General features: G+C 62.7%; 20 protein-coding genes and 2 riboswitches. Of the genes, 7 read left to right on the top strand and 13 right to left on the bottom strand.

Annotation, left to right across the window (positions count from 1 at the left end):
• Positions 1-20: 20 nt before the first annotated feature.
• Positions 21-467, bottom strand: a complete 447-nt coding sequence (locus LZ496_RS03750) for a hypothetical protein (RefSeq protein ID WP_249903243.1) — start codon at positions 465-467, stop codon at positions 21-23.
• Positions 439-648, bottom strand: a complete 210-nt coding sequence (locus LZ496_RS03745) for a helix-turn-helix transcriptional regulator (protein ID WP_249903242.1) — start codon at positions 646-648, stop codon at positions 439-441. Before LZ496_RS03745 ends, LZ496_RS03750 begins: the two co-directional genes overlap by 29 nt.
• A 174-nt stretch (positions 649-822) precedes the next feature.
• Here LZ496_RS03745 and LZ496_RS03740 point away from each other — a divergent pair, with 174 nt between their 5' ends.
• Positions 823-1,683 (top strand): glycine--tRNA ligase subunit alpha, encoded by an 861-nt coding sequence (locus LZ496_RS03740; RefSeq protein ID WP_249903241.1) that lies wholly within the window; start codon positions 823-825, stop codon positions 1,681-1,683.
• On the top strand, positions 1,680-4,013 hold the full coding sequence (gene glyS, locus LZ496_RS03735; protein WP_249903240.1) for a glycine--tRNA ligase subunit beta: 2,334 nt from the start codon (positions 1,680-1,682) through the stop codon (positions 4,011-4,013). Before LZ496_RS03740 ends, glyS begins: the two co-directional genes overlap by 4 nt.
• Here the strand turns inward: glyS and LZ496_RS03730 are convergent, their stop codons facing one another.
• From LZ496_RS03730 to LZ496_RS03695, 8 genes are all read right to left on the bottom strand, one after another.
• Positions 4,014-4,271, bottom strand: a complete 258-nt coding sequence (locus LZ496_RS03730; protein WP_249903239.1) for a hypothetical protein — start codon at positions 4,269-4,271, stop codon at positions 4,014-4,016. It lies immediately after the preceding gene.
• A gap of 112 nt (positions 4,272-4,383) precedes the next feature.
• On the bottom strand, positions 4,384-5,376 hold the full coding sequence (locus LZ496_RS03725; protein WP_249903238.1) for a type II secretion system F family protein: 993 nt from the start codon (positions 5,374-5,376) through the stop codon (positions 4,384-4,386).
• 13 nt (positions 5,377-5,389) lie between these two features.
• Entirely contained in the window at positions 5,390-6,367 is a 978-nt protein-coding gene (locus LZ496_RS03720) for a type II secretion system F family protein (protein WP_249903237.1), read from the bottom strand.
• Positions 6,368-6,429: 62 nt separating this feature from the next.
• A complete protein-coding gene (locus LZ496_RS03715) occupies positions 6,430-7,698 on the bottom strand; it encodes a pilus assembly protein CpaE (RefSeq protein ID WP_249903236.1) in 1,269 nt (422 codons plus the stop codon).
• A gap of 2 nt (positions 7,699-7,700) precedes the next feature.
• Positions 7,701-8,333: a CpaD family pilus assembly protein gene (locus LZ496_RS03710; RefSeq protein ID WP_249903235.1), complete on the bottom strand. Its 633-nt coding sequence runs from the start codon at positions 8,331-8,333 to the stop codon at positions 7,701-7,703.
• 29 nt (positions 8,334-8,362) lie between these two features.
• Complete coding sequence (locus tag LZ496_RS03705) at positions 8,363-9,853, bottom strand: type II and III secretion system protein family protein (protein ID WP_249903234.1); 1,491 nt, start codon at positions 9,851-9,853, stop codon at positions 8,363-8,365.
• A gap of 1 nt (position 9,854) precedes the next feature.
• Complete coding sequence (gene cpaB, locus LZ496_RS03700) at positions 9,855-10,877, bottom strand: Flp pilus assembly protein CpaB (RefSeq protein ID WP_249903233.1); 1,023 nt, start codon at positions 10,875-10,877, stop codon at positions 9,855-9,857.
• Between the two features lie 27 nt (positions 10,878-10,904).
• On the bottom strand, positions 10,905-11,393 hold the full coding sequence (locus tag LZ496_RS03695; RefSeq protein WP_366516683.1) for an A24 family peptidase: 489 nt from the start codon (positions 11,391-11,393) through the stop codon (positions 10,905-10,907).
• Between the two features lie 51 nt (positions 11,394-11,444).
• Between LZ496_RS03695 and LZ496_RS03690 the strand changes: the two genes are divergently transcribed.
• Positions 11,445-12,554 (top strand): NAD(P)/FAD-dependent oxidoreductase, encoded by a 1,110-nt coding sequence (locus LZ496_RS03690; protein WP_249903231.1) that lies wholly within the window; start codon positions 11,445-11,447, stop codon positions 12,552-12,554.
• Here the strand turns inward: LZ496_RS03690 and rnhA are convergent.
• A complete protein-coding gene (rnhA, locus tag LZ496_RS03685) occupies positions 12,551-12,994 on the bottom strand; it encodes a ribonuclease HI (RefSeq protein ID WP_249903230.1) in 444 nt (147 codons plus the stop codon). The two genes, LZ496_RS03690 and rnhA, sit on opposite strands and share 4 nt — an antisense overlap.
• Positions 12,994-13,941, bottom strand: a complete 948-nt coding sequence (gene ispH / locus LZ496_RS03680) for a 4-hydroxy-3-methylbut-2-enyl diphosphate reductase (RefSeq protein ID WP_249903229.1) — start codon at positions 13,939-13,941, stop codon at positions 12,994-12,996. Before ispH ends, rnhA begins: the two co-directional genes overlap by 1 nt.
• A 92-nt stretch (positions 13,942-14,033) precedes the next feature.
• On the opposite strand from ispH, the gene LZ496_RS03675 reads away from it, so the two are divergent.
• On the top strand, positions 14,034-14,666 hold the full coding sequence (locus tag LZ496_RS03675; RefSeq protein ID WP_249903228.1) for a hypothetical protein: 633 nt from the start codon (positions 14,034-14,036) through the stop codon (positions 14,664-14,666).
• Here LZ496_RS03675 and LZ496_RS03670 read toward each other — a convergent pair.
• Positions 14,663-15,916 (bottom strand): vanadium-dependent haloperoxidase, encoded by a 1,254-nt coding sequence (locus tag LZ496_RS03670; protein ID WP_249903227.1) that lies wholly within the window; start codon positions 15,914-15,916, stop codon positions 14,663-14,665. The two genes, LZ496_RS03675 and LZ496_RS03670, sit on opposite strands and share 4 nt — an antisense overlap.
• A gap of 123 nt (positions 15,917-16,039) precedes the next feature.
• Positions 16,040-16,134: riboswitch (glycine riboswitch) on the top strand.
• Positions 16,135-16,139: 5 nt separating this feature from the next.
• Positions 16,140-16,200, top strand: a riboswitch (glycine riboswitch).
• Positions 16,201-16,306: 106 nt separating this feature from the next.
• Here LZ496_RS03670 and gcvT point away from each other — a divergent pair.
• The 3 genes from gcvT to LZ496_RS03655 all read left to right on the top strand — a co-directional run bounded on the left by gcvT (position 16,307) and on the right by LZ496_RS03655 (position 18,690).
• Positions 16,307-17,431, top strand: a complete 1,125-nt coding sequence (gene gcvT, locus LZ496_RS03665) for a glycine cleavage system aminomethyltransferase GcvT (protein ID WP_249903226.1) — start codon at positions 16,307-16,309, stop codon at positions 17,429-17,431.
• Positions 17,428-17,799, top strand: a complete 372-nt coding sequence (gcvH, locus tag LZ496_RS03660; protein ID WP_249903225.1) for a glycine cleavage system protein GcvH — start codon at positions 17,428-17,430, stop codon at positions 17,797-17,799. The genes gcvT and gcvH overlap by 4 nt, the downstream gene beginning before the upstream one ends.
• 207 nt (positions 17,800-18,006) lie before the next feature.
• A complete protein-coding gene (locus tag LZ496_RS03655; protein WP_249903224.1) occupies positions 18,007-18,690 on the top strand; it encodes a class I SAM-dependent methyltransferase in 684 nt (227 codons plus the stop codon).
• Positions 18,691-18,699 lie beyond the last annotated feature (9 nt).

Genomic DNA, 18,699 nt, shown 5'->3' with positions numbered 1-18,699 from the left:
TCCTTAGGCTTGAAAGTTGATCAGCGGGCGCGCCATTTGCGCCAGGCATAGGCAAGGCCGCCGCCCGCGAGGGAAATGGCGAAGATGAGCCAATGATTGGGCTCGGCCACGACGCCTGCCTTGTTCAGTGCCCACCAGGTGGGAAACAGCATGGCGTAGACGTAATATCCGACGGTCGAACCCCACAGATTGTCGGTCAGCTCGACCTCGTCGATCGCACGAACGAAGGCCCAGCAGCCGATGTTGAAGGCGATCAATGCAAGGGCGACAAAGCCGATCGCGGCGCCTTGCGGAATGCTGGTCCAGATCTGGTCAGGCGGGACTTGATTGTACCCCGCGAAAAAGCCGGAAACGAAACCAGTGACCATCCCGGCGGCGAGTATGCCGCCGATAACGGTCCAGAATCGCCGCCTGCGAGCGCGTTCGCGAAGTTCGCCTTCACCCAATTGCATTGCCGTCCCCGTCATCGAAAATTTCCTCGATCCTGAGCTCGAACAGCCGTGCCAGGCGGAAGGCCAGTGGCAGCGACGGATCGTGCTTCCCTGTTTCGATCGCATTGACCGCTTGGCGCGACACGCCGATCCGGCCGCCAAGCTCCGCCTGGCTCCATCCCCGCTCCGCACGCAGCACCCTCAAGCGATTGTTCACGTCGTTCCTTTTTCCTGAAATGTCAGGTTATGCTGACAAAGTGTCAGCGATTCGTGACAATGTCAAGTTATCCTGACAAAGTGTCAGCATTTCCTTTCAAAGCCGCGCTGCGCTTGCCGCCGCCCAATTCATGCGCCAAAGCCCCTCGGTCGACTAAATGGGGAAAATTCGAGCGTGAGCCTTAGCTTCCAGGACCTGATCCTGACCCTGCACCGCTATTGGGGTGACCAGGGCTGCGTCATCCTGCAGCCTTATGATCTCGAGATGGGGGCCGGTACCTTCCATCCGGCAACGGTGTTGCGCGCGCTTGGCCCCAACCCGTGGAAGGCCGCCTATGTGCAGCCGTGCCGGAGGCCGACCGACGGTCGTTATGGCGAGAATCCCAATCGGCTGGGTGCCTACTATCAGTACCAGGTCATCCTGAAGCCGAGCCCGCAGAATTTGCAGGAACTGTATCTGGGGTCGCTCGATGCGATCGGGGTGGATCCGCTAAAGCATGACATCCGCTTCGTGGAGGACGATTGGGAAAGCCCGACCCTGGGTGCCTGGGGCCTTGGCTGGGAAGTGTGGTGTGACGGGATGGAGGTGACCCAGTTCACCTATTTCCAGCAGGTCGGCGGTTTCGACTGCAAGCCGGTGTCCGGCGAGCTCACCTACGGGCTCGAGCGGTTGGCGATGTACATCCAGGGCGTCGACAATGTGTTCGACCTGAAGTTCAACAACGCCGGCGTGACCTATGGCGACGTCTTCCTCGAAAATGAGCGCGAAATGTCGAAATGGCATTTCGAAGTCGCCGACACCGAGGCACTGTTCGACCTGTTCCGGAAGGCAGCGGCCGAGAGCGAGAACAGCCTGAAGGCTGGTGTCCCGATCGCCGCATATGAACAGGCGATCAAGGCCAGCCATATCTTCAATACGCTGCAGGCGAGGGGCGTTATCTCGGTCGCCGAGCGACAGGCCTATATCGGCCGAGTCCGCGACCTCGCGAAGGGCGCATGCGGCGCATGGATGACCCATATGGGGTATGAGGCATGAGCGCCGATTTCCTGCTCGAGCTGCTGTCGGAAGAAGTCCCGGCGCGGATGCAGGCCAAGGCCCGCAACGATTTGGCGCGGATGTTTGCCGAGCATCTGTCCGCGGCCGGTCTCAGCCATGACGGGATCACTACCTATTCGACGCCGCGCCGGCTGGCGCTAATCGCGCGCGGCCTTCCGGCATCGACCCAAGCCGTCAGCGAAGAGCTGAAAGGTCCGCGGACATCCGCGCCGCCGCAAGCGCTCGAGGGCTTCCTTCGCAAGACCGGCCTGACCCAGGACCAGCTCGAAGACCGGGACGGCACCTGGTTCGCGAAGATCGAAAAAGAGGGCAGGGCGACCGGCGAGGTGCTTGCCGAGGCGGTAGCAGCGATCGTCCGCGATTTTCCTTGGCCAAAATCAATGCGTTGGGGCGCGGCGTCGAGTTCGACCGCCTCACTGCGCTGGGTCCGCCCACTGCATTCGATCGTCGCCCTGCTGGGCGAGCAGATCGTGCCGGTTGCCATTGAAGGCGTGGAGTGCGGCGCGACGACATTGGGCCACCGCTTCCACCATCCCGGCCCGATCACGATCGGCGGAGCGCATGACTATGTCGAAAAGCTGCGCGCCTGCCATGTGGTCGTCGATCAGGAGGAACGCGAAGCAACCATCCGCCAGGGCGCGATCCAGGCGGCGGATGATGCCGGCTATTTCCTGGTCCAGGACGAAGGGCTGGTAGTCGAGAATGCCGGGCTTACGTCGCTGCCGACGCCGTTGCTCGGATCCTTCGACCCGGACTTCCTCGACGTGCCGGAGGAAGTGATCCAGCTCACCGCGCGCATCAACCAGAAGTATTTCGTGATGCGCGATCCGGCCGGCAAGCTGGCGCCGCATTTCATCTGCGTCGCCAATATCGATGCGGTCGATGGCGGCGAGGCGATTATCGCCGGCAATGAGCGAGTGCTGGCAGCGCGGCTCAGCGACGCGCGCTTCTTCTGGGAGCAGGACCTGAAGGTAGCGCTCGAAGAACAAGCGAGGAAGCTTGAGCAGATCGTCTTCCACGAGAAGCTGGGCACTGTTGCCGACAAGGTCGACCGGGTTGCCAAGCTGGCGCGCTGGCTGGTCGAGGAGGGTGTCGTAAAAGGCGCCGATGCGGACCAGGCCGAGCGTGCGGCTCGCTTGGCCAAAGCCGATCTCGTTACCGGAATGGTCGGCGAGTTTCCCGAACTGCAGGGCGTAATCGGCGGTTACCTCGCGCGGGCTCAGGGAGAGCCGGACGCAGTGGCCGACGCAATCCGCGACCATTACAAGCCGGTCGGGCAGGGGGATACGATCCCCAGCGCCCCAGTGACGATGGCGGTTTCGCTGGCCGACAAGCTGGACAGCGTCGCGGCCTTCTTTGCCAACGATTTGAAGCCTAGCGGATCGAAGGACCCTTACGCGTTGCGCCGGGCAGCGCTCGGAATTCTCGGAATTTTCCTTGAGAACCGAGTCAGGATTCCACTGCGGAAAGTGTTCGCCGCAACCTGGCTACCGGCCTCGATGGGTCAGTTCGGCGAGTTCGAGCGACTGCATGCTGCCCAGACCATGCAAGAAGTCTATGTCGATGGGCCGTCGAAATTCTTTTCGGAAGCGGATCGGGCAATCAAGAACCTGGCTGCGGGCATGCCTGCCTCGCAGGCCGAGCGTGCTACTGCCGAAGCAATGACCAAGCTGGAAAGCCGGCAGGCCCAGTTTGAAGCTGGCGCCGCCGAATTCCTCGATTTCTTCGCCGATCGTCTCAAGGTGCAACAACGCGATGCCGGCGTTCGTTACGACCTCATCGATGCTGTGTTCGCCCTTGGCGGCGAAGATGATCCGGTGAGGCTGTTGGCGCGCGTGGACGCATTGCAGAAGTTCGTGGAAACACCCGAAGGCGCCGATCTGCTGGCAGCGTACAAGCGCGCGGCCAACATCCTGAAGAAGGAAAAGTGGGACGGCGGGAAAGGCGCGCAGGGCATTGCCCAGACAGGGGACGAAGATCCGCTCGTGCTGGTCGAGGAGCCCGTGGTCGCACAGGCGGTAGCCGAGACGCAGCAGTCGAGGCGGGCCGGCGATGCGCCCGCCGAGGAAGTGGCGTTGGTGGACGCCCTGGATTCCGCTCAGCCGAAAGCAATCAAGGCAATTGCTGACGAGGATTTCACCGCAGCCATGGCGGCACTCGCGACCTTGCGCGGGCCGATCGACGCCTTCTTCGACAAGGTGACCGTCAACGATCCGGAACCCGCAATCCGCGCACGTCGATTGAACCTGTTGGCGCGCTTCCGAGATGCGGTGAACGCCGTCGCGGACTTCGGCAAGATCGAAGGCTAGCTAGCGGTCGCGTTCGTCGACGACACCGTCATTGTTGCGATCGTCCTTGAGCGCTGCCGCGCGTAGCGAATCCCGCTCGCGCCATTCCTTTTCGCGTTCGGCATGAACCCGCTCCAGCTCAGTGCGGCGATCGACCTCATTATTGTAGCGATGCTTCCACTTGCGGCCGCCGCCCGAGAAGATGAACCCGCCGACCAACAGGCCGAGCAGGAAAACCAATAAGACGATGATCCACTGATCGGTCGAGAAATTGAGCATCGGTTGTCACCCTACCTTGTGTCAGGGGGCTCAACCGATTGGCGCCGAAACGAGTTCCGCCGCCGCCCCGATTGATCGGGACGACGGCGATACTCGCTAGCTAAAGCAGGCCTTACTTGATGAAATTGTCGCTGATCGAGCAAGCCGCCGGGCCAAGAATGACGATGAACAGCACCGGCAGAATGAACAGGATCAGCGGGACGGTCATGATTGCCGGCAGACGTGCGGCCTTTTCCTCGGCACGCATCATCCGCTCGTTACGGAATTCGGCCGACAGAACGCGAAGGGCGGAGGCCAGCGGCGTACCGTACTTTTCCGTCTGGATCATAGTCGTCACGACACCGCGGATAGCCTCGAGATCGACGCGGGTTGCCAGATTCTCGAACGCCTGGCGGCGCTCGTTGAGGAAGCCCAGCTCGATCGCCGTCAATCCGAATTCGTCGCCCAGTTCCGGATAGGCCTTGCCCAATTCCTTGGCGACACGGTTGAAGGCCGCGTCGACGGTCAAGCCTGCTTCAGCACAGATGACCAGCAAGTCCAGCGCATCGGGCAAGCCTTTGCGAACGGCATCGCTGCGCTTCTTGCACTTGTTGCTGAGCCAGATGTCCGGGGCCTTGTAAGCGCCCACCAGCGTTCCGGCGACGGTTCCGTATTTCTTGAACCATGACCAGTCCGGGAAATAGTTGATGCCGTAGATGAGGACGACCGCGCCAATGCCGAGCACCACCGGCAGGACGAAGCGCGCAAAGATGATGAAGAATGCAAGGTCCTTGGTGCGGATGCCCGCCTGCATCAGTCGGACTTGCGTTTTCTTGATCTGGTCGTCCTGCAGCATTTTGAAGCTGCCCAGGATGCCGCGTACCCGGTCGGCCGCGGCGTTCCGGTTCGTCAATTTCTTGCGCTTGTTGGTCGAGGCGACGATGCCTGCCTTCAACTGCTCGCGGCGCTCGTTAAGCGCCTTGACGCGGCGAGCCATGGGATCGCGCACGGTTGTCGCGGCATAAAGGGCGATCAGCACGGCGAACGTCGCAACGGCGGCCAGCAGGGTCGCAACCCAGACGACGTCGATGCCGAGGAGTGTTGGTCCGGTCGGAGCAGCTTGCATTGTCTTATCGCTCCTAGATCTCGAAATTGACCATCTTGGCCATGATGAAGACGCCGATCCCCATCCAGCACATGCCGCCAAGACCTGCGATGATCAGTCGTTCGTCAACGAAGAATCCTGACATGTATTTTGGGTTCACCATCGACACCAATGCGAAGACGACGAATGGCAGCGAGCCCAGGATGAAAGCCGAAGCCTTGGATTCCGAACTCATTGCCTTGATCTTGAGCTTCATCTGGCCGCGCTTGCGAAGCACGTCCGCAAGGTTGGACAGGGTTTCCGCCAGGTTGCCGCCCGTCTCCCGCTGGATCGCCAGAGTGATGACGAAGAACTGGAATTCGGCCGTGCCGAGACGGTCGGCGGTTTCCTGAAGCGAAACTTCCATCGTCCGTCCGATTTTCATTTTGTCTGCGACGGAACGGAATTCGGCGCCGACAGGGCCGGTGATTTCGCCCGCAACAATGCCCAGCGTCTCGGTGATTGGCAGGCCGGATCGCAGGCCGCGGACCATCAATTCGATCGCGTCCGGAAAATTGGAATTGAACTGCTTGAGCCGCCGGCCGATCAGGAAGTTCACAACGAAGTGCGGAACGGCAACGCCGAAAAACAAGCCTGCGAACAAAGCGAGCAGGAACGGCGCTCCCTTGATCATCAACAGCGCGGCAACGAACAGCAGAAGGCCAAGGGAAATCATGGCATATTTGCCGAGTGTGATGTCCTTGCCAGTGCGCTCCAGCCGCTGGCGCATCAACGCCGGCTTCGGCATCAGCGTGGATGCCCAGCTATCAACCCGGCTAGCGCGAGCTGCCATCAGCTTTCGGATCTGCGCCTGTGCGTTTGCCGCCAGCGCACTGTCGCCATGCCGTTCCTTGACAAGCTCCATCCGCCGCTTGAGCGCCTTGCGCGGATTTGGGCCGGCCAGGGCCTGGGCACCGAGCAGCAGCGCGCCCAGCACGCCGACTGCCAAGATGACGATGTAGATCATATCCATCAGTTCGTCCTGCCCATCAATCCGGCAGAAGGACTCAGCGTCCCTCCGCCACGGTCATTAGATTACGCTGCCTTGTCCTTCGGCTTCGCCAGCATCGACTTCAGATTGTCGACGAGCGATTTGTTGCCTGCCGCGGCCGGCTTGGCTTCCGAAGCACCTTCTTCGCTGGCATGGCTTAGAACCATGTTCGACAGCTGGGTGAAGGGCGCCGCCATCTTCCCAGTGGCGATTTCAGCGATCGGCTTTCCAAGCTTTGCGGCCTGGGCCGCGACCTTCCGGTCATCCGGGAAAACGATATCCACGCCGCGCTCGATCGACTGCTCGAAATCCTTCTTGCTGATCTCCAGCGCTCCGCCCGACGGAACCCGATTGGCAGCCACAATCACCTTGGTTTGCGGCGCATTCGATTTCAGCCAGGCCAGGACGCGAATGGTATCGCGCGTGGCCGCCAGGGTCAGCTCGCTGACAATGACTGCAACATGCGCATCATGCACCATGTGCGGATACTGGATCAGCATCTGCCGCGGCAGATCGAGCACGGTCGATTCAAATGCATTCTTCATCTCTTCCTGGAGCTGGAAGAATGCCGTGCCGTCCGTGATCAGGGGCTGGTGAAGCGGGGCCTCGGCCGAGAGGACCGAAAGCCGTTCGTTGGCGCGGATCATCGCGCGCTCGATGAACAGGCCGTCGATACGGCTCGGGTTCTCGATCGCGTCGGTGAGGCCGCGGCCGGGCTCAAGGTCGAGCGCCAACGCGCCGGTGCCGAAATGCACGTCGAGATCCAGGAGCGAGGTCGAGCGGTGGGCCTTTTCGCCCATCAGCCAGGCGAGGCTGGTTGCGATGGTCGATGCGCCGACGCCGCCCCGAACACCGATGACCGCGGTCATCACGTGCGGCTTCTCTGCCTGTGCTTCGCCGCGCGGACCCGACAGGATCGACTGGGCGTGCGCGAAAGTGTCGCGCAGCTGGTCGACCGTGAACGGCTTCAGAAGATAATCGTGAATGCCGCTGGCAACGAGGTCACGGTACAATCGGACGTCGTTCACCTGGCCCGCCGCGATGACGACAGTTCCGGGCTCGCAGACTTCGGCAAGCGCGTTGATGTCGTTCAGCGGGTCGGCTGATTCCGAAAGGTCGACGAACAGGATCGTCGGGCTTGCCGAGACCGATAGTGACTGCACGGCATTGCGAAGGCCGCCCTTGTTCACCTTTTCCGGCGACCAACCATGCTCGACCGCAACGGGACGAAGCATGTCGGCCGTTGCGTCGTCGCAGACGAAGGCGGTGAAGGGGTCACGCAGACCGGCGCGCGCATGGAATGGTGCGTTCATCTCTAGTTCCCGTTCTTCGTGTTGACGTCCTTGAGACCGCCCTTCCCGGTCGGCTGCGTCGAGTAGTAGACACCGACGCCGCGCGTCGCTGCATCAGCATCGACGTACGGATTGCCTTCACGGCCGTGGACCAGGTCCTCGGGGTTTGCGACCATCGCAGCCAGGTTGCTGTTCACTGCGCAACCGAAGTTGGACATGGAGCGATTGTTGTAGTTGGGGCTGGCGGGGACGCTCCAATCGGGGCATTCCGGCACTTCGGCACGTGTACGGCTAACGACGACGCGCACCGAACCCGGGGGAATGGTGCCCTGCGTCACCGGAGCGCCATTGCTCAGCAACAGGCCATATTGGCCGGCCACGCGGGCAACGTCATCGCGCGCCGCTGCGGAATAGGCGCCATCGACATGAACCGTGTCACCGTAACCGAGCTGCAGCGAACGGAACCATGCGTCCAGACGGGCAGCTTCCGACGACGGAAGCGAACCATCGGGGGCGGCTACGTCCAGTGCGAAATCGGAGCGGGTCACGACCGGGACATTGACGGATTCCAGACCGCGATCAGGCTGATCGTAGGGCACGTGTTGGCAGGCCGAGAGCGCCGCCGCGACGATGATGAGAGCGGATTTGCGGGCCATATTGGCTTCCTTCCTCAAAAAGCGGCGGTTCACAGCTTGAACCCTGGAGCAGCAGCGGCGCCGGCGGCAGATCCGGCCGCAGTGCTGGGACCCGGTCCGGGGGCCTGCACCGGTGCCGGCTTACCGCTGACTCCGACGTAGTTCTGGCCTTCCCAAACCTGCTGGACATCGGTTGGAGCGCGATATCCCTGGGTCGGGGCGGCAAGCTGGCCGGAGATCGGGCGAACCAGATACGGCGTGACAATGATCACCAGTTCCGTTTCCTGGCGGCGGAAGCTGGTCGACCGGAACAGCGCGCCGAGGATCGGCAGATCGCCGAGGAACGGCGCTTTGGTGATGTCATTGGTGTTCACGTTGCGCAGCAGGCCGGCAATCATGAACGACTGTCCTGAGCCCATCTCGACGGTCGTTTCCGCTCGCCGCGTGGTAAGCGCGGGGACTAGATAATCGTTGAGGCGTACCGCGCCTTCGTTGCTCAATTCGCTGACTTCCGGGCGGACACGCATCGAGATGCGGCCGTCGGCCAAGACGATCGGGGTGAAGGCGAGGCCGACACCATATTGCTTATACTCGATCGTCACCGCGCCGAGCGACTGTGACACCGGGATTGGATATTCGCCGCCGGCCAGGAAGCTCGCGGTTTCACCCGACAATGCCGTAAGGTTAGGCTCCGCGAGAATGGTCACCAGACCATCCTTCGCAGCCAGGTCCAGAGAACCTGCGATGTCGAGGCCGAACAGCGATCCTGCCGCGCCCAGGCGGGTACCGCCGGTCAGCAGGGAGCCAACGGAGAACGGGTCCGAATTGGCTCCGCTCGTCGCATTGAGGCCTTGGCCGAGACCAAATTTGAAACCGCTGGTCGGATCCGACGCAAAGAGGTTGACGCCGACCTGCTTCAGCAGACTGCGGTTCACCTCTGCGATCCTGACCTTCAAATTGACCTGGAGCGGCGTCGCCGTCTTCAGATTGTTGATCACGCAGATCTTGCAGGTCGATCCGTCTTTCGACATGTCCACGCCCGGATTGAGCATCGACGAGACCATCATCTCCGCCTTGGCGGAGTCGGATGGCGAAGCGACCGTGCCGGTGAGTACCGCCATCTGACCGGCATTAATCACCTTGATGTTGGATTCCGGCATAGCGGCCCGCAACAACTCGTCGACCGAGGTCAGGTTCTGGCTGACACGGACGTTCGCCGAGTAGACTACAGAGCCGTTTGCCCCAGTCGCGATGACGGTGGCTTCGCCAGCGCCCTTGCCGTACAGATTGATCTGCTTCGGATTGCTGACATAGACGTCGGCGACTTCCGGATTGGACGTCCAGACATCGGCGGCGCTGGAGGGCAGGCGGACCAACTGGCCTTCGCCGAGCGACAGCAGGACCTGCTGACTTGGGCGATAGGTACCTGCCGGGCGCTGCGCCGAAGCGGGTGCTGAGGCGGCGAAACTGCCGAACCCCAGGGCCAGCGCGGCGAGGGCAGTGCCCAAGCGAGCGTGGCGACGGATGTTATTGCTGGTCATCTTAGCGAGCTCCCACCGGAACGACGGTGACATTATTGCCGCGTGCGACGCGGACGACCGGGCCAGTGACTAGCCCTGGGTTGCTTGCGCCCGCTGGAGCGCCAGCGGCCGAGGCACCGCCGGTCGGCGCGGCCTCTGCACGACCCGGAACGCTGCGGCGCTGGAAGCGCGACACGTCGCCGCCCGTGACGTAAGTTGTATTGCTGTCGGCAGGCTGATTGGCGATCGTCAGCAGCATCTTGCGCTCTTCAGCCGGATTGGTGCCTGCGGGGACCTTGACGTCGCCAGCAGCAACCGCCCGCTCGAGCTCCGACGCATTATCGGCGATCGAGCGCAGAACCAGGCTCAACGAACCCATTGATTGGGAAACCGCGATCTTCTCCGCAATGCGGGGAGTTGCTTCCACAGTGACGGTCGAAGAGGTCTTGACCACGGTCTTTCCTTCCTCGTCCTTGCTGTCGATGCGCTGATCGGTTGCGAGGACGCGCAGGTTACGCACGACCGTTTCCGAAACCTTCAGCGGCGGGCCATCGCCGCCACCCTGGACTTCCTGGGTCAGGACCATATCGACCCGGTCGCCCGGGAAGATGAAGCCGGCGACGCCGGTGGTAGCCGAAACGGGAACCGTGACTGCACGCATGCCCGGGCCAAGCGCCGCAGCCAGGAAGCCGCGATCGTTGGGGCCGACAAGCGCGCCCTTGGTAAGCGGCTGGCCGGCAGTGACGGCGTTGCGGACAACCGTTCCAATGAGCTTGGTGACGTCGGCGTCCGGAGCACCTTCCGTATAGTAGGCGTTCTGAACGAGTTCCTTGGGCCATGCCTGGAAGGCGAGGCTTTCGGCGTCGATGATCGTACCGACGGGAAGCGCCTTGCGAGCTACGAGCACCTTCGGACCTGCCGGCACGACGGGTGCCGCATTAGCCTGCTCGGCTCCGGCTCCAGTGAACATGTTCTTGGCCATGACCGCGGTGACCACCGCAATGACCAGCGCTCCGACGAGCAGGGCGATTTTCTTGACGTCCATGGCGATTACGCCTCCCGAAAGGGTAACTCAGTTACCGACCGACATTCCGGCAAAATGGTTAAGAAAGCGTTGGGCGAGTAACCACATTCCGCCCACGGCGATTGCGACACCGTACGGAACCTCCGGACGGCCCTCCTTCCGGCGCATGCGATGAGCCACCAGAACGATCAGAGTGAGGAAGCCGCCGGCGATCGACATGACGACGATTAGGGTTAGCGCCTCAAAGGGCGTGAACCATAATGCGAGGGCCCCGGCGAGCTTCACATCGCCGCCGCCCATCACGTTCATGTAGAAAGCCCCGGCGAACAGGAAGAAGACCAGCACGGCCACGCCGACGCGGATTGCCGCGTCCGGCCACAGCGGTACGCCGGCTGACAGCCAATAGACCGGCGCAAGCAGCGCGATGGCGATGTTGATCCGGTCGGAAATCGTATAGGTGCGGACATCGACGACCGCGATCCAGGCGAGCATCGCGGCCAGAAGGCCCAGCAGTCCCAAGGTGAATCCGTCATTCATCATGACGCACCTCTAGACGTCCCGCCTTTCTAAACCGTAACCAGCGCCGCGATGGATAAAACGGACGTCTTGATTGTCGGCGGCGGAATTGCCGGAGCGAGCATTGGCGCGAGACTTGCCGGCGATCTCCGAGTGATGATCGTGGAGGCGGAAGATGTGTGCGGCCGGCACGCGACGGGTCGGTCGGCAGCCTTCTGGCAGGCTAGCCTTGGCGGCGACACACCCGAGCGGCGACTCAGCCTCGCATCGAAGCCAATGTTCGATTCAAACTGGCCGGGCAGCGATACTCCCTTGCTTCGGCCCCGCGGAGCGGTCCACCTCACCGGGCCCTGCGGCGAGACATTCGCAGAAGCATCCGAGCTTGGCGGTGAATATCGTCCCGCTCGCCTCAGCCGGGACGAACTGGATCAACTCATTCCGGGCCTTCGGGAACAGTGGACCGGCGCCTGGTACGAATCGAGCTGCGCCGACATCGAGGTTGCGGCCTTTCACAACGCCTGCCTGGGCGCGGTTCGCCGGAAGGGTGGAATCGTGAAGACGGATGCAGCCCTCGCATCCGCGCAATGGGACGGCCAGGCGTGGCACATAGAAACCAGTGCAGGGCCGATCGCGACCGCGGTGCTGGTGAACGCAGCCGGCGCATGGGGGGATCAGGTGGCGGTCTTGGCGGGGGTGCCCGGGATCGGACTAACCGCGAAGCGGCGGACGGTCGTACAGTTGCGGGTCGGGCAGCGCGGCCTCCGGGATCTGCCGTTTGTCACCGACCTCCATGAAAGCTTCTATTTCAAGGGGGAGGGCGACAATAGCGTCTGGGTCTGCCCCCTGGACGAAACGCCGGTGGATCCGTGCGATGTCGCTCCGGAAGAATTGGACGTGGCCATCGCCATCGATCGCTTTGAACGGGCGATCGACTGGCCGGTCGAAGCGGTCGAGCGCAAATGGGCGGGCCTCAGGACCTTTGCGCCGGATCGGGGCATGAAATTCGGATTCGATCCGGATCAGCCCGGCTTTTTCTGGTGCGTGGGGCAGGGCGGCATGGGTATCCAGACCGCACCTGCGGCCTCCCTGCTTTGCGCAGCCCTGATCCGTGGAGAAGTACTGCCGATTGAATTGGCGAGCGTCAGTGCGGAGGATTTCGCGCCGCGTTCGATTCGCTCCTAGCGGCGCGCCTCGGCCTCGGCACATGCCAAAGCATCGGCCCGCTCATTTTCCGGATGGCCGGCATGGCCCTTCACCCAATGCCAGTCGATCCGGTGCGACGCAGTCGCGTCGAGCAGCGCCTGCCAAAGCTCGGCGTTCTTGACCGGCTTCTTGTCCGCCGTCCTCCAGCCGTTCCTGCGCCACCCGTGGATCCACTTGGTGATTCCGTCGCGGACGTAAACGCTGTCGGTGTAAAGCTGGACATGGCACGGCCGCTTCAACGCGTTGAGCGCCTCGATCGCGGCCATCAACTCCATGCGATTGTTGGTTGTCGGCGATTCCCCGCCGGACAACTCCCGCTCCTTGCCATTCGACCGCAAGATGGCACCCCAGCCGCCTGGCCCCGGGTTCCCCTTGCATGCGCCGTCCGTGAAGATCTCGACGTTGGGAAGCTCAGCCATCAGGCGACGAGTTCGCGCGGTAGCTTGAACGTCATCCGCTCCGGCTCATGATCGTCGATTTCCTCCGTCACGTCGAACCGCTCGCTCAGCGCATCGACGACTTCGCGAACAAGCACTTCGGGGGCGGAAGCACCGGCGGTGATCCCGACTGTCGAGGGAGTGCCGAGCCAATCCCAATCGATATCCGTCGCCCGCTGGATGAGTTTCGCCGGGGCTCCGCTCCGCTCGGCGACTTCGGCCAGCCGCAAGGAATTGCTGCTGTTCGGCGCCCCGATCACCAGAAGGCGGTCACAGGATGGCGCGATGGACTTTACCGCTGCCTGGCGGTTGGACGTGGCGTAGCAAATATCTTCGCTGCGGGGCGCGAGGATGGATGGAAAGCGCAGCTGCAGCGCCTTTACGATCTGTGCGGTGTCGTCCACCGACAGGGTGGTTTGGGTCAGGAAGGACAGATTGTCGGAATCGTTGAGGTCGAGCATCGCGACATCTTCGACCGTTTCGACCAATGTCATCGTGCCCGATGGAACCTGGCCGAATGTGCCCACCACCTCGGGATGGCCGGCATGGCCGATAAAGATGATGTGACGGCCGGCTTCGATCAGCCTTTCAGCCTGGCGATGAACCTTGCTGACCAGCGGGCAGGTCGCGTCAAGATAATCAAGGCCGCGCGCCGCCGCGGTTGCCGGCACGACCTTGGGAACGCCATGAGCGGAAAAAACGACCGGGCGACCGTCCGGCACCTCGTCCAGTTCCTTGACGAACACGGCCCCCATTCCGCGCAGCCGGTCCACGACAAAGCGATTGTGAACGATTTCATGCCGGACGTAGACGGGCGGCCCGAACCGCTCGATCGCCAGCTCCACGATCTTGATCGCGCGGTCCACGCCGGCACAGAAGCCGCGCGGTGCCGCGATCAGGACATGCAATGGGGGCTTGTTCAAACTCATCGGCGGCGATTTAAGGCCTCGCTTGCAGCATTGCTAGGCGCTTCCTATGAACGGGCGGCACTACAAAGCCGTTCGATGAAGGAAGCCATATCGTGAAGCGTCGCCTTACTGCCCTCGCCTTGGTCCTGATCGCCACGGCCTGTTCGAAAGAAGGCCAGATCGGCGAGGGTGGCATCTACATCACGCGCTCCGCTTGCCCGCAGGTCGGAATTCCTGCCGCGACGGGGGACATCACGCTCTTCAATCCGGCGAATCGCACGGACGCCGCGGCGATCGACGTTTCCGCCGCCATCACAAATCTTCGCTCCACTTGCGATGAAACGGGCGCAAACGTCGTTTCGACCGTGTCGTTCGATGTCGTCGCGACCCGCCGCGATGCGGGCGAGGCCCGAATGGTGGTCCTGCCTTACTTCACCGTGGCAATGCAGGGCGGCACTTCAGTCGTCGCCAAGCGGGTTGGCAACATTGGCCTCAATTTCGCAGCCGGAAGCCAGCGGGCACAGACTTCGGGACAGGCCACGGTTCAGATCGCCCGGGGCGCTGCCACGTTGCCGGAGGACGTTCGCAAAGAACTCACCCGCGAACGCAAGGCCGACGATCCCGATGCGGCGATCGATCCGCTGTCGAACCCGGAGATTCGCGATGCAGTTGCCCGCGCGACGTTCGAACATCTGATCGGGTTCCAGCTGACTGACGCACAGCTTCGCTACAACGCTACGCGCTAACGGGACTTCCCGTCGGCAGTTCGCGGCAGGGGCCGCATCGCCTTGGCCATGGCAAGTCGGGCGACCTTTCGCCCCATTTCCTCGCCGACTTCGTTGGAAAAGCGATAGTGAACGCCGCCCAAGGTGCGTGAAAAGCTGACCTCCTTCACCCAGGCGTCCCAGCTTGGCAGGGATTGGACTGCAGCCAGCCGAATCGACTGCGTCGCGACCCTGACGCCGGACGGTGGAGAATCTTGCGACTCTTGCTTCATAAATTCCGCGGTCGCCGACGCGGTGATGCAATGGGCGCAGGGATATTCGGGATGATTCGGGGTGGCGATCAGCGGTTCCCAGGCGGCATCCGCGGCGGTCGCATCATTGCCGTCCTTGTCGCCGTTCCGAACGGCAGTGATCGGTCGCCAGAAATCATAATGTAGCTTTGCATCGGACACGGCGAGGATGGCGTCGTCATTGATGATAGCCAGCATCGCGAACATGCGGGCATTCTGCACCGATGACCGGCCCGGCGCGTCGGCAACCTGGCGATAGGCAGGCATCAGGTGCGGCGTGATCCGATAGCGCGCCATCAGTGTCTGGTGCGCGGTACGTTCCTTGCTCTCCTTTCCGCCCAACCGCCTTATCTCGTCATAATCCTTGGCCCAGCGTTCGCTGGAAAGGGGCGGTGGAGGGCCGGGCCGGATGCTGTCGGCGCGCTCGAGGATCCACGGCTTGAAGGCCGTGAACCATGGCTCGATGACGGGCAGCTGCGTCGGCACCCAGACGCCTGGCTGTGTTCGCGGGAGGTAAGGCAGCTGCATCGCCGCCGGGTCAATTCCGCCGGCCTTCAGGGCCAGCGCGGCCGCAAGCTTGCCGATCGCGACCCCGGCATCGCGGGCGGCAGGGTCGCGAACGGTTTCGAGGGTGATCTGGTAGCTTTCGCTCAATGCGGTCTTTTGGCTCGGAAATTGAGCCATGAGCACCTCATAGGCGGCGGTCGCAGCCGCGGCGTCTTGCGAAGCCGAGGAATTCCCGATTTCCAGGCCAAGATAAGTCTCGTAGCGCCGATCGATGGCGTTCAGCGCTTCGAACATGGCGAGCGCAACCCGCGTTTGGGCGCGTTCCTGTTCGGGCGACCTGGGGCTTGTCGAAGGCGGCGCTGCCGCGGACTGGATGGCCTGTGCGAAATCTACCCATTCACAGACGATGTCGGCGGACGCCGGCGCCGCGAGAAGGACGGTGCTGGCGGCCAGCAGGCTAATTCCCTTGATCATGCGAGCTGGTCTAAGTTGGCGAAAATCCGATTCCTGCCGAATTCTATTGGAGTCTTGCAGGCGGCGTTGACTCGCGCGCCGGGCAGGGCCAAGGCTCCCCGCGTCTCCGATGGCTTGCCGTCGGAAGGCCGCGCGGGAGAGACCCTGGACCCGATCCAGGGCGCCGAAGGAGCAACCGCCCCCGGAATCTCTCAGGCATCAGGGACCGCGCGCGCCTGGACAGTCTGGAAAGCGCTCCGAGAGGAGCCACCGAAGGGGCAAAGCTCTCAGGTTACCGCGACAGAAGGGGGCCCGGAACAGGACCCATCAAAGTAGTACTTTGATGGGAACCCTATCAAAATCGCGCGAGGACGCTTGTCCCGCGTGACGGGCTTCAAAGGACTGGGCGGCGTGACAGAGACAACTGAAAATCTGGCCAAATTGCCGCTCGATAGCTGGCACCGTTCCAAGGGTGGGCGGATGGTTCCCTTCGCTGGCTATGAAATGCCGGTCCAGTATGAAGGCATCATGGCCGAGCATCTGTGGGTCCGGGAGCACGCCGGGCTGTTCGATGTCAGCCATATGGGCCAGCTGCTGTTCCACGGGCAGGATATCGACCGCGCACTGGAATCACTGCTTCCGGGCGACCTGCTGGCCCTCAAGGACGGACGTCTTCGCTATTCGATGCTTCTCGCCGAAGATGGCGGGATCATCGACGATCTGATGGCGACGCGGCGCGGCGACCATTTCTACCTGGTCGTCAACGGCGCCACCAAGCATGGCGATATCGGTGAGTTCGAGCGTCGCCTTCCGCGAACCATCGCGATGGATCACATGAAGGAGCAGGCGCTGCTTGCACTGCAGGGTCCCAAGGCAGTCGATGCGCTCGAAGCGATTGTGGCCGGCGTTCGCGAACTGAGCTTCATGCAGGCCAGCCTTTTCCATTGGAACGGCAAGCCGCTGTGGATCAGCCGTTCGGGCTACACCGGCGAAGACGGGTTCGAGATTTCGGTCTCCGGCCGCGATGTCGAAGCTCTCGCAGACGCGCTGGTAGCGGATGAGCGGGTCAAGCCGATCGGCCTTGGCGCTCGCGATTCGCTTCGGCTTGAGGCGGGGCTGCCGCTCTACGGCCATGATCTCGACGGCGGCACGACCCCCGTAATGGCCGACCTCAACTTCGCGATCGGCAAGCGCCGCCGCGCCGAGGGCGGGTTTGCTGGTGCCCTGCGGATCATGGCGGAGCTTGAAAATGGCCCGGTTCAAAAGCGCGTCGGGTTGCTCGTCGATGGTCGGCAGCCTGTCCGCGAGGGCGCACTGATCCTCGATTCGGAAGGCAGTGAGATCGGCCGGGTCACCTCGGGCGGACATTCGCCGTCGCTCGGCCGTCCGATCGCCATGGGCTATGTCGCAACCGCACAGTCGGAAGCTGGAACGACGCTGACCCTCGAACAGCGCGGAAAGCTGTTCCAGGCGACGGTCGCGCCAACACCCTTCGTCCCCCATCGTTATCATCGCAAGCAGGGAGCAGTCGCATGAGCCTCTATTTCACCAAGGAGCATGAATGGGTCCGCGTCGAAGGCGACGTCGCGACCGTCGGCATCTCCGATCATGCCCAGGAAGCGCTCGGCGATATTGTCTTCGCGGAAGTGCCCGACGCCGGACGTACGGTCGCCAAGGGCGATGACGCCGCGGTCGTTGAATCCGTGAAAGCCGCCAGTGACGTTTACGCGCCTGTCGGTGGCGAAGTCGTCGAAGGCAACGCGGCCCTCGCCGATGATCCCTCGCTGATCAACCGCGATCCCGAAGGCGACGGCTGGTTCTTCAAGCTGAAGCTCAGCGACCCGTCGGAGCTGGAAGGCCTGATGGACGAGGCCGCCTACCGCGAGTGGGTAAAAACGCAGTGAGGTTCACCGTTCGTCCTGAGGAGCCGCTGAGCTTGTCGAAGCAGCGTCTCGAAGGATGGTCCTTCGAGACGGGCCTTCGGTGCGGCCTTCAGCCTTACTCAGTCCCTCCTCAGGACGAACGGAGCGGAATGGAGAAATCTACTGACTGAAGCGCCCGCCTCGACGAGCAAGTGGGATGCCGCGGACTATGCCCGCATCGGCGGCTTCGTGCCCGCGCTGGGCCAGGCGGCGCTCGACTTGCTCGACCCGCAGCCGGGTGAGCATATCCTTGACGTCGGTTGCGGCGACGGGACGCTGACGCTCAAGATCAAGGAAATGGGCGCGGACGTGGTCGGTATCGACAACAGCCTCTCCATGGTCGCGGCGGCCAAGGCCAAGGGTCTCGACGCGCGGCTGATGGACGCGGCCCAGCTGAAGTTCGGGGAAGCATTCGACGCAGCCTTCTCCAACGCGACCTTGCACTGGGTGCTCGACAAGGAACGGGCAGCACGGGCGATATGGTTCGCGCTGAAGAATGACGGGCGGTTTGCCGGGGAAATGGGCGGGCAGGGCAATCTCGCTACGCTTCGCCAGGCGCTCGACGCAGAGTTGGTGGAACGCGGTTTCGGACCGCCGACCTACGCCGCCAACTGGTATCCGTCGGTGGAGGAATTCGCCGAAGTCTATGAGCAGGCCGGCTTCAAGGACATCGACGCAAGCCTGATCGAACGACCCACACCGCTGGAACATGGCGTCGCCGCCTGGGTCACCACATTTCGCGCTGGCTGGCTCGACCGGGCCGGCGTGCCGCACGACCAACGCCAATCCATCGCCGAAGCGGTCGCCGACCGGGTCGGCACCAATGTCGCGGACTATGTCCGCCTTCGCTTCATCATGAGGAAGCCCAAGTGAAAAATACTC

The organism is Sphingomonas caseinilytica (genome assembly GCF_023516455.1).
Taxonomy (GTDB): Bacteria; Pseudomonadota; Alphaproteobacteria; order Sphingomonadales; family Sphingomonadaceae; genus Sphingomicrobium; species Sphingomicrobium caseinilyticum.
The sequence above is the reverse complement of the archived record's forward strand: the minus strand, read 5'-3'. Positions and strand labels throughout refer to the sequence as shown.

Coding starts and splice junctions, on each gene's coding strand:
- LZ496_RS03750 (WP_249903243.1), bottom strand. CDS start 467: ATGACGGGGACGGCAATGCAATTGGGTGAAGGCGAACTTCGCGAACGC.
- glyS (WP_249903240.1), top strand. CDS start 1,680: ATGAGCGCCGATTTCCTGCTCGAGCTGCTGTCGGAAGAAGTCCCGGCG.
- LZ496_RS03730 (WP_249903239.1), bottom strand. CDS start 4,271: ATGCTCAATTTCTCGACCGATCAGTGGATCATCGTCTTATTGGTTTTC.
- LZ496_RS03725 (WP_249903238.1), bottom strand. CDS start 5,376: ATGCAAGCTGCTCCGACCGGACCAACACTCCTCGGCATCGACGTCGTC.
- LZ496_RS03720 (WP_249903237.1), bottom strand. CDS start 6,367: ATGGATATGATCTACATCGTCATCTTGGCAGTCGGCGTGCTGGGCGCG.
- LZ496_RS03715 (WP_249903236.1), bottom strand. CDS start 7,698: ATGAACGCACCATTCCATGCGCGCGCCGGTCTGCGTGACCCCTTCACC.
- LZ496_RS03710 (WP_249903235.1), bottom strand. CDS start 8,333: ATGGCCCGCAAATCCGCTCTCATCATCGTCGCGGCGGCGCTCTCGGCC.
- LZ496_RS03705 (WP_249903234.1), bottom strand. CDS start 9,853: ATGACCAGCAATAACATCCGTCGCCACGCTCGCTTGGGCACTGCCCTC.
- cpaB (WP_249903233.1), bottom strand. CDS start 10,877: ATGGACGTCAAGAAAATCGCCCTGCTCGTCGGAGCGCTGGTCATTGCG.
- LZ496_RS03695 (WP_366516683.1), bottom strand. CDS start 11,393: ATGAATGACGGATTCACCTTGGGACTGCTGGGCCTTCTGGCCGCGATG.
- LZ496_RS03690 (WP_249903231.1), top strand. CDS start 11,445: ATGGATAAAACGGACGTCTTGATTGTCGGCGGCGGAATTGCCGGAGCG.
- rnhA (WP_249903230.1), bottom strand. CDS start 12,994: ATGGCTGAGCTTCCCAACGTCGAGATCTTCACGGACGGCGCATGCAAG.
- ispH (WP_249903229.1), bottom strand. CDS start 13,941: ATGAGTTTGAACAAGCCCCCATTGCATGTCCTGATCGCGGCACCGCGC.
- LZ496_RS03670 (WP_249903227.1), bottom strand. CDS start 15,916: ATGATCAAGGGAATTAGCCTGCTGGCCGCCAGCACCGTCCTTCTCGCG.
- gcvH (WP_249903225.1), top strand. CDS start 17,428: ATGAGCCTCTATTTCACCAAGGAGCATGAATGGGTCCGCGTCGAAGGC.